The organism is Clostridium polynesiense (genome assembly GCF_000820705.1).
In the GTDB taxonomy this organism is placed as follows: domain Bacteria; phylum Bacillota; class Clostridia; order Clostridiales; family Clostridiaceae; genus Clostridium_AA; species Clostridium_AA polynesiense.
Genome location: NZ_CCXI01000156.1, coordinates 1 through 13813, shown reverse-complemented (window position 1 = coordinate 13813; position 13813 = coordinate 1). Strand labels below are relative to the sequence as shown.

General features: G+C 33.1%; 9 protein-coding genes, 2 tRNA genes, 1 pseudogene and 1 other annotated feature. Of the genes and pseudogenes, 1 reads left to right on the top strand and 11 read right to left on the bottom strand.

From position 1 onward, the window contains the following. The 3 genes from kdpB to TA89_RS16920 form a co-directional block, all read right to left on the bottom strand. Positions 1 to 2028: potassium-transporting ATPase subunit KdpB (kdpB, locus tag TA89_RS16930; protein ID WP_040215107.1), on the bottom strand; the 2028-nt coding region annotated here is incomplete at its 3' end. Between the two features lie 13 nt (positions 2029 to 2041). Then, positions 2042 to 3778, bottom strand: a complete 1737-nt coding sequence (gene kdpA, locus TA89_RS16925; protein ID WP_040215105.1) for a potassium-transporting ATPase subunit KdpA — start codon at positions 3776 to 3778, stop codon at positions 2042 to 2044. Positions 3779 to 4032: 254 nt separating this feature from the next. Continuing rightward, positions 4033 to 4926, bottom strand: coding sequence for a VIT1/CCC1 transporter family protein (locus TA89_RS16920; RefSeq protein WP_040215103.1), 894 nt, complete (start codon positions 4924 to 4926; stop codon positions 4033 to 4035). Positions 4927 to 5173: 247 nt separating this feature from the next. On the opposite strand from TA89_RS16920, the gene TA89_RS16915 reads away from it, so the two are divergent. Continuing rightward, positions 5174 to 5965 (top strand): hypothetical protein, encoded by a 792-nt coding sequence (locus tag TA89_RS16915; protein ID WP_040215101.1) that lies wholly within the window; start codon positions 5174 to 5176, stop codon positions 5963 to 5965. Between the two features lie 108 nt (positions 5966 to 6073). Here TA89_RS16915 and TA89_RS16910 read toward each other — a convergent pair. From TA89_RS16910 to TA89_RS16875, 8 genes and pseudogenes are all read right to left on the bottom strand, one after another. Next, positions 6074 to 6164: transfer RNA gene (locus TA89_RS16910), tRNA-Ser, on the bottom strand. Between the two features lie 37 nt (positions 6165 to 6201). Further along, positions 6202 to 6292: transfer RNA gene (locus TA89_RS16905), tRNA-Ser, on the bottom strand. A 194-nt stretch (positions 6293 to 6486) separates the two neighbouring features. Then, positions 6487 to 7764, bottom strand: coding sequence for a serine--tRNA ligase (gene serS / locus TA89_RS16900; RefSeq protein WP_040215099.1), 1278 nt, complete (start codon positions 7762 to 7764; stop codon positions 6487 to 6489). A gap of 95 nt (positions 7765 to 7859) precedes the next feature. Further along, positions 7860 to 8054: a binding site (T-box leader), on the bottom strand. A gap of 67 nt (positions 8055 to 8121) precedes the next feature. After that, positions 8122 to 8373: a DUF1667 domain-containing protein gene (locus tag TA89_RS16895; RefSeq protein ID WP_242850181.1), complete on the bottom strand. Its 252-nt coding sequence runs from the start codon at positions 8371 to 8373 to the stop codon at positions 8122 to 8124. Beyond that, positions 8363 to 9756 (bottom strand): annotated as a pseudogene (locus TA89_RS16890) (FAD-dependent oxidoreductase). The gene TA89_RS16895 and the pseudogene TA89_RS16890 overlap by 11 nt, the downstream one beginning before the upstream one ends. A 69-nt stretch (positions 9757 to 9825) precedes the next feature. After that, a complete protein-coding gene (locus tag TA89_RS16885; protein ID WP_040215097.1) occupies positions 9826 to 12513 on the bottom strand; it encodes a UPF0182 family membrane protein in 2688 nt (895 codons plus the stop codon). A 63-nt stretch (positions 12514 to 12576) separates the two neighbouring features. After that, a complete protein-coding gene (locus tag TA89_RS16880) occupies positions 12577 to 13092 on the bottom strand; it encodes a transcription repressor NadR (RefSeq protein WP_040215096.1) in 516 nt (171 codons plus the stop codon). Positions 13093 to 13110: 18 nt separating this feature from the next. Continuing rightward, a complete protein-coding gene (locus TA89_RS16875; protein WP_040215094.1) occupies positions 13111 to 13626 on the bottom strand; it encodes an HD domain-containing protein in 516 nt (171 codons plus the stop codon). Between the last annotated feature and the right edge of the window lie 187 nt (positions 13627 to 13813).

Genomic DNA, 13813 nt, shown 5'->3' with positions numbered 1-13813 from the left:
TTTAATGGCAATAAAAGGTGCAATTATGCCTCCTATTCCATATATAAAAATGTTTCTCCTAAGCAGATTACCTGCGGATACTTCACGATATTTAATTCCTTTTAATGCAAGCGGTATTAAAGCTACAATAATAAAAGCATTGTAAATAACCGCAGATAGTATTGCACTTTCAGCACTTTGAAGCCTCATGATATTAAGAACAGAAAGCTGAGGATACAGCCCCATAAACAGCGGAGGAAGTATTGCAAAATACTTTGCCACATCATTTGCAATACTGAAGGTGGTAAGTGCACCCCTTGTCATTAATAACTGTTTCCCTATTCTTACTATATCTATAAGCTTTGTAGGTGAAGAATCTAAATCCACCATATTACCGGCTTCCTTTGCAGCCTGAGTACCTGTATTCATAGCAACGGCTACATCAGCTTGTGCCAGTGCAGGAGCATCGTTTGTACCATCACCGGTCATAGCAACTAAATGTCCTTTGCTTTGATAATCTCGTATTAAATTCAACTTTCCTTCCGGTGTTGCTTCAGCAAGAAAATCATCTACTCCTGCTTCAGCAGCAATTGCAGCAGCAGTTAAAGGATTATCTCCTGTTATCATTATAGTTTTAATACCCATCTTTCTAAGATCAGAAAACTTCTCTTTTACCCCCTGCTTTACAATATCCTTTAAGTGTATTATCCCTAATATCCTGCCATTTTTCGCTACTACAAGAGGGGTTCCTCCCGCTTTAGATATCTCCTTTACAACCTCATCACATTCTTTGGAATACTCTCCCCCCTTAGAAGAAACATACTCCTTAACTGCTTCTGCGGCTCCCTTTCTCACTTCATTATCTAAAAAATCTACACCGCTCATTCTTGTTTTTGCGGTAAAAGGCACAAATTTAGCATTTAGTTCACTGAGATTTCTTCCTCTTATACCAAACTGTTCCTTGGCTAATACTACTACACTTCTTCCCTCTGGTGTCTCATCTGCAAGGGAAGATAATTGAGCTGCATCTGCAAGCTCTCTTATATCTACACCATCTACAGGTATAAATTCACTTGCCTGACGATTTCCTAAGGTTATTGTACCGGTTTTATCCAGCATCAATATATCCACATCACCGGCAGCTTCTATGGCTCTTCCGCTCATAGCAAGAACATTTGCCTGGTTTAACCTGCTCATTCCTGCAATACCTATAGCTGATAACAAAGCTCCTATAGTGGTTGGTGCTAAGCATACTAAAAGTGCCAGCAATGAAGTAACAGATATAGTATTTAATTGCTTTGCCTGCACTGAAGCAAATTCCGAATAAGCATATAAAGTTACTGTAACCACTAAAAATATCATTGTGAGAGAAACCAGTAATATTTCTAATGCAATTTCATTAGGTGTCTTTTTTCTTTCAGCCCCCTCAACCATTGCTATCATTTTATCTAAAAAGCTTTCACCGGGATCATTGGTAACACTTATTATAAGCCAATCTGATATTACTGTGGTACCTCCTGTAACTGCACTTCTATCTCCTCCGCTTTCACGGATAACCGGTGCAGACTCACCTGTTATAGCACTCTCATCTACAGATGCAGCTCCATCTATAACTTCCCCGTCAGCAGGAATTTGCTCTCCTGCATGTACTATAACAATATCCCCCTTTTTCAGTGATGCAGAGTTTATTTTAGTAATTTTAGTCATATTGTCAGCAGAGGGTATTTTATTAGCCATCACATCTTTTTTTGATGATCTTAAAGCATCTGCCTGTGCTTTTCCTCTTCCCTCTGCTATTGCTTCAGCAAAATTAGCAAATAAAACTGTAAACCACAAAAGCACTGCAATAGCTAATATAAAGTGAGGTGAATTATCCTTAATTCCAAAGAGCGCTGCTATATATAATATAGAAGTTAGAATAGATGCTATATATACTATAAACATAACCGGATTTTGTATTTGTATTTTAGGATTCAATTTTTTAAATGAATCTTTAATTGCTCTTATTAATATATTTTTATCTACTGCTTTCAGCTTATTTTTACTCATAATTTTTCTCCTTCTATATAAACATTCCAAAGAATTCAGCAATAGGACCTAAAGCTAAGGCTGGGAAAAAGCTTAAAGCTCCCACCAAAAGCACTACCATTATCAGTAACCCTATAAATAAAGCATTATGCGTAGGAAGGGTACCTGCACTTACCGCCACCTTCTTCTTTTGTACCAGAGAGCCTGCAATAGCTAAAGCGGCAACCATAGGCACAAACCTTACAAAGAGCATTATCAAGCCTGTAGAAACATTGATAAATGCCGTATCAGCGGCAAAACCTGCAAAAGCAGATCCGTTATTTGCTCCCGTGGAAGAATAAGCATAAAGAAGCTCAGAAAAGCCGTGAGCACCACCGTTATTTAAACTGTCTGCAACGGAGGGAATCAAACTTGCCACTCCGCTTCCTATCAAAGTTGCAATAGGAGTAGCCAGACAAATCAGCATGGCCATTTTCATTTCATAAGGCTCTATTTTTTTACCTAAATACTCAGGAGTTCGTCCAACCATCAATCCTGCAACAAATACAGCTATTATAGCAAAAGCCAGCATTCCATAAAGACCGCTTCCAACACCTCCAAATATAACTTCTCCCAGCTGCATTTGCAGCATAGCTATCATTCCTCCAATAGGAGTATAGCTGTCATGCATAGAGTTTACAGAACCGTTAGAAGCTGCAGTAGTAAAGGCAGCCCAGGTGCTTGAAGCTGTTATACCAAAACGGGTTTCCTTTCCCTCCATATTTCCCCCTGCCTGTGCTGCATTGGATATATCCACATAACCATTGCTGGAAAGCTGAGGAGTAGCCTTTGCTTCGTTAATTCCTATTAGTGCCGTAGCAGATACCAGCAGTATAAACATAGCTATAAATAGCGCCCTCCCCTGCTTTTTATCCTTTATACTTCGTCCAAAAGTAAAGCATAAGGCAACAGGTATCAGCAGTATAGATATCATTTCTAAAATATTAGAAAAAGGTGTAGGATTCTCAAAAGGATGTGCTGAGTTTACTCCAAAAAAGCCTCCGCCATTTGTTCCTAACTGCTTGATTGCTATCTGGCTGGCAGCAGGCCCCTGAGGAACTGCCTGCTTATTAATTATAGTGCCATCCTCTAAGGATATAGGTTCCAATAGCTGAACCTCTTCATAACTTTTAAAGTTTTGTACTACTCCCTGGGACACTGTTCCAAGAGTTACGGTTATAGATAAAGGTATTAAAATATATAAGATTATCCTTGTAGTATCTACCCAAAAGCTTCCAAGTCCTTTCCCCTTTACTCTTACAAAGCCTCTTATCAAGGCAAATAACACTGCAATGCCAGCAGCAGCAGACACAAAATTCTGAACTGTAAGACCTAACATCTGAGTTAAATAACTAAGCTGGCTTTCCCCTGAATATGCCTGCCAATTAGTATTGGTAACAAAGCTTGAAGTAGTATTAAAGCTTAAATGCCATGAAGTTCCTTTAATACCTTCAGGATTTAAAAACAATCCCCCTTGAAGCATATTAAGCAGAAACAGAAATACAAAACCAAATAAGCTGAAATATAAAATAGATTTAGAATACTCTTTCCAGCCCATTTCTTCATTTTTATCTATTTTAAGAATCCTATAAATAAAATTTTCTATAGGAGTCAGTATCTTTGACAGAAACACTTTTTCTCCGTCCATAACCTTGCTTATATACCCTCCAAGAGGAATAGCAAGTAAAACTAAAATTGCTAAATATAATCCATACTCTAAAATTTCATTCATTGCTTATCCCCCCTAAGTAGTATCCTGCATAGATATACAAATAATAATAATGCTGTAATTCCCATTGCATAAATGATAATGCCCATATATATTCCTTCCTTTCTTATAGTAATTTTTATTATAGAAAAAAAGGCATAAAAATAGTGTTAGGACTATATAAGAAGGTATAAAGATTGTATTAAGATTTTAAGAAATAAAAAAGAGATAGGAATTTTTATTTCCATCTCTTTTTTATAAAAATAATTCAGTTTAATCTATATATCTATACCTAAAAATTTCTTAACCAGTAACCCAACTATAAAGGATAAAGCTGCAACCCCCAGACTTATTAATGCCATTTCTCCAAAACGCTTTTTAAAATCTAGATCCTGAGCTACAGATATATAATAGTTAAATACAAATATAATTACTACCACAGTAACAAGCATTATTGTTAAAGATGTTAAATATCCGTCAGTTGGAGTAACTAAATAAGGCAGAACTAAAAGCACTACGGTTATAAGATAAGCGATCCCTGTATAAACAGAGGATTTTAAAGCATCCTTACGACCTTCAGAACGGGCAGACAAATACTCAGAGGAAGCCATGGAAAAAGTGGCAGATATCCCTGTAATAAGTCCTGAAAGTGCTACTATCCTATTGTTCTGCAGTGCAAAGGTTAACCCTGCAAGGGTTCCTGTAAGCTCTACTAAAGCATCATTAAGTCCTAATACCATAGAACCTACATAATGAAGCCTTTCTTCATCCAGCATGTTTAAAAGCTCCGCTTCATGCTTGTTTTCATCCTCATATATCTCCTTGGCCTCAGGCACTTCTTTTATCAAGGTGCTGTAAACTTCTGAGGCATCATCTTCGCCTTTTTCCATAAGCTTTAAGGCAAAGGTAAAACCAAATAAAAAATTAATCATGGTATATAAAAACACCTTGAATTTATTAGGCTTTACATCCACACCGGTATATTTTTTCCATATATCCGCATGTACCTTTTCTTCTCTTCCAATACGCATAATTACTTCTCTGTTATTCTTATCTTTTACCCTGGCTGCAATTCGAGAATATATTTCATATTCTGTTATTTCATTTTTCTGCATCTTAATAAGTACAGATTTTGCTTCATTACTGATATTGCTGTTTATTGTTTCCGTCATATTTTCAACCTCCTTGTACAACAGCTATTCTTATAAATTTATAATTGCTGAATTAAATTTCATATTAATATTATACAACTAATTTGCATACTTCTGACTGGATAATGTGAGATTATTTACCTCTATATTTAAATATATCTCTAGGTTGCATATTAATTACAAATTAATGGAATTAACATATAATTATACTATAGGATTTTGCCATTAAATAAAAATAGTCATTTTTCTTAATGAGAAAGTTGTAAATATGATATTAGAGGATGAAATTATAAAGAAATATTTAATTAAGGCAGATTATAAAGAATATAGTGATCATTGGGTGTTTTATAATATTGAAAAGGATAGATACCTTTTTAAAGAACCTTCTTATAAAAATGAAATACTAATTCAAGATATTTATAAAAGGATAATATCTTTTTTAAAGGATTTTAAACCATTTAATGAAGAATACTTCAATTTACTGTTTCCTAATTTTAAAAGTATTTTAGAAAATACTCCTGTAATACTTACAGTAGGTTGTCCTTTTCCCTATGATGCAATGTTTAGAGAATTTAATGGAAGGGATTATGTAATATTTGATTTAATTAGATTTTCACAATATGCGGAAAAAGGATATGATTTAAATATTATTATAAAAATACTTCTCACTCATGAATTTACCCATAAATGTATAAAGGAAAAGTACCCTTTAATTAAAAACGCCTCCTATCTTCAAAAATTAAACTATATAGTATTTGATGAAGGCTTCGCTCATCTTCTATCTTATAAAGATAATATTAAAATCATTAATTTTTCTTCTGAAAATTACAAAGATAAATTTCAAAAGGCAAAATTAATGCTCATAGAAGCTGTGAAGGAAAAGAAGGAGGAGGAACAGAAGGAATGGCTTAAAAAGGCTGATTCCGGTGAATACTGGGAAAAATTCCCCTCTATATGCGGTAAGCTTTATTTAGCAGATAACCTGTCCTCTTTATCTTCAATTTATATAAAAGGGTGGAAATATATAATTTCGGATATTATTTATTATTACCAATTATAATAAAAGAGAGATTTGCCCCTTCGGGCTCTTTTCGTAATAGTCCCACTGTCGACTGCCGTCTCCATTGTTCATTTAAAATGAAAAAAAGCATCTATAGATGCTTTTTTCTGGCGGAGAAAGAGGGATTTGAACCCTCGCGCCGGTTACCCGACCTACGCCCTTAGCAGGGGCGCCTCTTCGGCCTCTTGAGTATTTCTCCATGGCTTACATAATATTGTGTTTATTATATAATTAAATGGCGGAAAGAGTGGGATTCGAACCCACGGTACGGTCACCCGTACGCCGGTTTTCAAGACCGGTGCCTTAAACCAACTCGACCATCTTTCCATGTTAGTCACGAATATTATTATAACAACTGGTTTAAACTCTGTCAACAATTTTTATATAAAAGTATATATAAGCCTTATATTAATTAATTCCACTTTATGATAATTATGTATTTAACCTATTTACAAATTTTGTATTCACCCCTGGGGTGTTCCCAATAAAAGGCAACACCCCAGGGGTAGTTACATAAAATGTTATTTTATTATATCTGTTCCCATGAATGGTCTTAATACTTCTGGTACAACTATGCTGCCATCTTCCTGCTGGAAGTTTTCAAGGATTGCTGCTACAGTTCTTCCTATAGCTACTCCTGATCCGTTTAAAGTGTGAACAAACTGTGGTTTATCCTTTGGAGTATTTTTATATCTTATATTTGCTCTTCTTGCCTGGAAATCTTCAAAGTTACTGCAGCTTGAAATTTCCACATATCTATTGTAGCTTGGCATCCAAACTTCTATATCATATTTAAAGGCAGCGGTAAAGCCTAAGTCACCTTTGCATATCTTAACAACCCTATAAGGAAGTCCTAATCCCTGAAGTACTGATTCAGCATCCTTAACAAGCTTTTCAAGCTCCTCGTAGGAATCCTCTGGCTTACAGAACTTAACAAGCTCTACCTTGTTGAATTGATGCTGTCTTATAAGTCCTCTTGTATCTCTTCCTGCTGATCCTGCTTCTGCTCTGAAACATGCACTGTAGGCAGCATGCTTTACAGGAAGCTCTTCTCCTTTAAATATTTCATCTCTGTACATATTTGTTACAGGAACCTCAGCTGTAGGAATTAAGAAGTAATCCAAACCATTAAGCTTAAATGCATCCTCTTCAAATTTAGGAAGCTGTCCTGTACCTGTCATGCTTTCTCTGTTTACCATAAAAGGTGGGAAAACTTCTATATAATCATTTTCCATGGTATGCTTTTGAAGGAAATAGTTAATTATAGCTCTTTCCAATCTAGCTCCTAAGCCCTTATACATAGTAAATCTTGCACCGGTAACCTTACCTGCTCTTTCAAAATCCAAAGCATTTAAATCTGTACCTAAATCCCAGTGTGCTTTAGGTTCAAAGGTGAACTTAGTAGGCTCTCCCCACTTTCTAATCTCTTCATTATCTTCATCGGTATCACCGCTTGGAACCTGAGGGTTTGGAATATTAGGAATCCTCATCATTATATATTTTATCTTTTCATCAATCTCAGCTACTTCTCCGTCAAAAGCTTTAACCTTATCACCTATCTGCCTCATTTCCTCCATTATTGGAGCTACATCCTGACCTGCCTTCTTAAGCTTGGGTATCTCTGAAGAAACTTGATTCCTTTTGCTTTTTAAAGCTTCTACCTCCACAAGTATCTGTCTTCTCTTTTCATCTAAAGCTAAAACTTCATCTATAACAGATACATCAAAATCTTCTCCTCTGTCATTTAAAGCTTGTTTAATCTCTTCAGGGTTATTTCTTATTCTTTTAATATCCAGCATTTTAAGCTCTCCTTTCCTAATAAATAGTATTTTATAGATAATAAAAAAAATCCTGTGATTATAAATAAAAATAAATAAAAAAAGCCTTTCATCCACAAAGGGACGAAAGACTCCGCGTTGCCACCCTAATTAACAGCTGAATAGCTGTTCTCTCAATAATATAACGGTTTTACCGTACTGCTCATCGCAGTCCCTCAGAGGCGGATTCATAAGGTATAACTGTCAGTTTGCACCCTACACTGACTCTCTTTAAATTAAAACCTTATTACTATTCTCTTCGAAGGTTTATAATATTTATTATGTTCAAGGAAATATATATTATTTATATTATACTTCATTGTTATAGACTGTCAACACCTAAGAATCAATATTTCTTGTAGCAACTATATCCACCCCGGTATTTAATATGTTTTTGCATATTATATCACCTATTTCAATGGGGATGCCTACATAAATCCTGCTTAAAACCTTTGAACATTCTACCCATAAATTTTTGTCTATAGGCTTACTGCTTTTCACAGAAACTACATTGTATTTGCTGCTGCCTTTAACTCTCACTAAAGTGGTTAATACTTCTTCTTCCATTTCTATTTCCTTTCTAAATTTCATCAAACTCTTTAATCCTTCCTAAAAGCACTTTTGAATTTTTTGAGTCCTCTACCAATTCAGTAGGCTGTTTATCCATTTCTCTAGCAAGAATTTTAATTATTTTATTTATGCAGTATGCTCCATGGCAGCTTCCAAAGCTTGCTCCTGTTCTTCTTTTAACCCCTTCAACGGTTCTGGCACCCAGGGGCCTTCTTATGCTGTCTACAATTTCACCTTCAGTAACCTGATTGCAAAGACATACGATTTTGCCATACCTTTTATCTAAGGAAATAATCTCATTTTTTTCTTCCTTAGTAAGATCTTTAAATCTGTAAAATTCCCTTCTCTTATCTATAAAGTTCTTATTAGGTACGCAGTTAAGGTAACTAACTATGCTTTCACAAACCATCTTTGCAATGGAGGGAGTAACTGTTATCTCTGCATAATTATCTCCTGTAACCTTCATATATCCCTTTTGTATATCACTATCGTTTATTACAATCTTATCAAAGAATATTTTTGATTGAAAAAAACTATTCACATCATTTTAGTTAAATCCTTTATTATTCTAGAGGAACTTTTAACTGCATTATGAAAACCTAAAGGTTTTTCTTCGCATATCCCTATGAGGTTACCTCCATTTAAAGAAGGAGTATGAAGGATAAAATTATCATTTTTTCTTGAAGTAAAAAGTATATTAGAAAGCTTTGATCTAAATTTATTTTCTAATGAAATATAGGTAATATCTCGTCCTTTTTTCTTTTCCGTAAATTTATGATTATCAATGCTGTAGCTTTCTCCGGGAATTGTATTTATAACAACCTTACAGGAAAACTTATTTTTATTTGTGATTACCTTAAGACCTTTAGCCATCTTTTGAATATCTAAAACAACCTCTTCAAGCTTAAAGCTAACTCCGTTATCAAAGGCTATTTCAGCATATGCTATCGCAAGATCATAAGGGCATACTACTCCTGTATTCCTGGCATAAAGCGCTTTTTTCACTTCACCTTCAATGCCTGGCTCTATATCCTTAACAGCCTTGTCATCAATAATATGAATATCTTTTATCCCTCTTTTTTTTGCCTTTTTATATTTTTCCTCAATAAATTTTATACCTTCATCATCTTCTGCAATAGTTAATGAACCGATTCTTTTAAAAGGAACTTTAAATTTTTTAGTTATATCATCAAACATGGAATTACCTAATATCTCAAGGGCTGCCATAAAATCATCCTCAGCTTCTGATCCATCATAAACAATAGAAGTATTTACAAAAGATATATCATCTGCTATGTCAAAGTCTTTTTCTATCAAAGCTATATTTAAATTATATTTTGATAACTCATAGGCAACAGCACACCCTATAATACCTCCTCCAAGCACAAGAACATCATAATCCATGCTCTTCCTCCTAACCCTGCTTAATATATAAGCAGCATAATCATTGATTCCTTTTTTATTATATCATAACTATTTATTTAGATTATCAATTATATCTCCTAACTCTTTTATATATTCTCCATATTTTGCCCAATCTCCGTTTCTTTGAGCTTCAATAGCCCTGTCATAGGCATCCTTAGCTTTTTTCAACTCTCCTTTTGCTTCCTCGGTTATTTCTTCTTGAGGCTTATTATGCTGAGGATTTTGAGGAGCATAGTTAAATAAAGAAGCTAATGCCTTTTCTATATTTTCTTCTATTACAAGCCTTTCACCGTCAAATAGTATTACTCTCTTCATTTCCGGAATACTTGTATTTCCACCGGATCTTAAATAAAGCGTCTGAACATGAAGCAATGATTCATTTATAGGAATTATTAAGGTATCTCCATAATCTACTGTTGATCCCTTAGAATTCCATAAGGACATTTCTTTAGATATAGTGGTATCCTGATTGATTTTATTCATAAACAAAGCAGGTGAATATATTGTTTTTTGAGGAGGAAATTTATATAAAATCAGCTTTCCATAATCCTCTCCATCCATTCTGGCTCCAAATATAGATACCATATTAGGTTTATCTTTTATATTGAAGTATTCAAAAAGCATCATTTCAGGATTTTCTTCTCCCTGAACCTTGGTCATTACATAACCTGATTCATTTACCTTTTTTTCAGTATCGTTATTCTTCTTTGCAGTGGATACCTGCCATCTATCCTCTTCTGTAAAGAATTTAAAAGGATTGGTTACATGATATTTTGTAAGTACCTCTCCCTGTATTTCAAATAAGGTAGATGGATATCTGTAGTGGCTTTTTATGCCCTCAGGAACCTCTGAAGCATCCTTAAATAATCCTTTAAATATTTTAGAATAGCTTTCTGCTATAGGATCATTTTTATCTATTATATAGAAATTTACATCTCCGTTATAAGCATCAACTGTTACCTTTATGGAATTTCTAATATAGTTTATACCTCTGTAGGGTTGTGAAAATGGATATTTATCAGTTGTAGTATAAGCATCTATAATCCAAACCAGCTTACCTTCATTTATTACAAGGTAAGGGTCTCCATCATAATTTAAAAATGGTGCTATCTTATTAACTCTCTCCATTATATTTCTGTTTATAAGTATTTTACTATCATTATTTATAGCATCAGATAGAAATATTTGAGCATTTCCTTCGTACATAGAGAAAAGAATCTTATTTAATAAACTCATCTTTATACCAGCATTACCTGTATATTTATATTCTTCACTCTTTTCACCCTTAGGATAGTCAAATTCCATCAAATCAGTATTTACCACAGCATAATTATTAGTACTTTCTCCAAAGTATATTCTAGGATTATCTAATTTTAACTGAGTATTGTTTTGAGGTGGTATATCCTTAATAACAAAATCAGGTTGTCCTTCTGGAGTAACTGAGTTTACCTTACTCATGGTTATACCATATCCATGAGTATACCTTAAATGCTTACTCTGCCAATTATCTATAGCATCAGAATTAATTTCCCTTGGAGATATGAATACCTGATTGTATTTATCATTTATCATATATCTATCAGTATCAATATCATTGAAGGTATAGTAATTTTTAATTACCTGAACCTGATTATAAAAATTTAACACAGGCTCAAAGGAATTTATTTTTAAATTATCTATTATATCTTTATTTTTTTCTATATCTTGAGCAGTAAGTTTTTTATCTGCTGAAAAAGGTACTTCTTCTATATTATGAATATTAAAGGCTTTTCTTGTAGCATCTATATTATATTCAATATATTTTTTCTCCAGGTTAAATTCATTTGGTCTTACTCTGAACTGCTGCACTACATTAGCGGTTATAGGCTCTAATACAACCAAAACTATCATAGCTGCCACAGAAAAGATTATAGGTTTAATTTTTGATTTTTTAAGACTTATAAACACTATAACGGAAGATATTAATGCCATAACGGTAATTACTCTATAAAATAATAAAGTTACATTAACATCTGTATAGCTGGCACCAAAAGCTACTCCTCTTGGGCTGTAAACTAAATAATAAGCCTTTAAAATATACCCTAAAGAGACCATTATAAGTATGATAGCTGCTAAAAGTGCCATCTGCTTTGCAAAGAACTTAGTTGCACCGCTGGAAAAATCTATTATTCTCTTTCCGTTTTTACCTTTTAATACTTTGTCTTTTGCAAGGCTGAAGCCGTATATAACAACAGTTACCACTGCAAAAAATACCAGAAGCATCATCATAGCACTATAAATAGACTGAATTAAAGGAAGCTTAAATACATAAAATGATACGTCTTTATTAAATATAGGATCTGCAGAATTAAAATCTACTGAATTGCTGAACTGTAATATCCTATACCAGTAGGTGGACGCAATATTATAGGAAAACATCAAAGAAACAGCTATGTTTCCTAAAGTTAAAAACAGATTTTCTCTCTTTTTCTTTTTATAAGTTACATCATTTACAGCATTTATATTAGGAAAATTCTTCTTTAAACTTCTGTAATAAAGCCATATTGCTATAAATGAAACTAGGAATATTGGCAGCATAAACTTCAATACTGCAGAAATTTTGATAAAATACATTTGAAGATATCCTACTTCTTTAAACCACTGCAAATTAATAAGAAAACCGGTTAATGAAGCAAGAAGTGATACAACCACTATAAGGATTAAAGCAATGTAAATAAAATAATTTTTCTTTTTCATGTAAAATCTTCTCCCACACCATTAATTTATATATAAAAATAGTCTATTAAACTTACTTAGAATTTAATCTACTATTATATAATTTTTATTTTTTAATTCCTCAACTATTCTATCTAAAGTTTCCTCATCATCAGCAGATATAGTATGAAGGTGAAGCCCTGCGGTAAGTGTAGATAAAGGCTCGGCTTTAAGTCCATTGAAGGATTTCATAAAAGCCTCTAAATCCGCTGCATTTTTTATAAGTAAATTAGATTTTATTTCTCCGTAAAGAGGATGTTCTACTATAACATCTTCTATTCTTCCACCATATTTTATAATTGTACTCATTTCATCATATAATTCATCTTTATTATGGTTTACAGCAATTATTCTGGTTATTTTAATGTCTCCTGCATTGTATATTATATATCCTTCAGGAGTAGCTATTATAGCCCTTCCTTCAGCTCTTAGTATGGCTATATCCCTTACTATTACCTGACGGGTTACACCAAGCTTATTGGCTAAATCTATTCCTTTTAAAGGCTTAACAGAATTTAAAAGCATTTTAAATATTTCATTTCTTCTTTCAATAGAATTCATTTTCTCCCCCCTAACTTATCAATTCTTGTTATCAGCATAACTTAATATCTTAAGTGTTTCATTATCTCCTTGGATTTTACTGTGATGGTTTGCAACTGCAAATAAAAAATCATCATCATATCCAAATTCCTTTAAAATCTTTACTCCTTCTATAGGATGATTATAGTATATATCTACTTTTTTAAAATTTGAGTACTTCTTTAAATCACCTTTAGTTATTTTATGAAGTATTACCAGTATGGATTTATCTATAACTGAAAGTGGCTGTTTTATTTTTCCTATATCATGTAAAAGCCCTAGTTTAATAATCCTTTCCTTTGTAATGGACTTATTACTAAAGCAATTTAAATTTTCTTCATAAAAAGAAGAAGCATCTTTAGATACTCTTATACAATGAAGCTTTTCTCCCTTTTTTAGCCTGCTAAAAAACTTTATTTCATCAGGAGATAAATGTTCATTTATATATTTATAATCTACTTTTTTAAAGAAAGAGCTAATGGCCCAATAAAATTGTTTTACCCTGTATAAAGCCATATTAACCTCCCTTTGAAAATATTATATGATTATTATATCACATAGAAAACCTAGTTTGAAAAGACATGCTGAATTGTCAGGTTTTTATGCTAAAATGTCAGTAACTCTATGATTTTTTCAGTTAAATTATTTAAATAGTTTATATATTATATAATAAAAAATAAACCGTAATGGATATCCATTACGG

Bases quoted from the DNA above. Each gene is read 5' to 3' on its own strand.
- TA89_RS16895 (WP_242850181.1), bottom strand. From the start codon at position 8,373: ATGAAATTTAGAAAGGAAATAGAAATGGAAGAAGAAGTATTAACCACT.
- TA89_RS16915 (WP_040215101.1), top strand. From the start codon at position 5,174: ATGATATTAGAGGATGAAATTATAAAGAAATATTTAATTAAGGCAGAT.
- serS (WP_040215099.1), bottom strand. From the start codon at position 7,764: ATGCTGGATATTAAAAGAATAAGAAATAACCCTGAAGAGATTAAACAA.
- TA89_RS16875 (WP_040215094.1), bottom strand. From the start codon at position 13,626: ATGGCTTTATACAGGGTAAAACAATTTTATTGGGCCATTAGCTCTTTC.
- TA89_RS16920 (WP_040215103.1), bottom strand. From the start codon at position 4,926: ATGACGGAAACAATAAACAGCAATATCAGTAATGAAGCAAAATCTGTA.
- kdpA (WP_040215105.1), bottom strand. From the start codon at position 3,778: ATGAATGAAATTTTAGAGTATGGATTATATTTAGCAATTTTAGTTTTA.
- TA89_RS16885 (WP_040215097.1), bottom strand. From the start codon at position 12,513: ATGAAAAAGAAAAATTATTTTATTTACATTGCTTTAATCCTTATAGTG.
- TA89_RS16880 (WP_040215096.1), bottom strand. From the start codon at position 13,092: ATGAATTCTATTGAAAGAAGAAATGAAATATTTAAAATGCTTTTAAAT.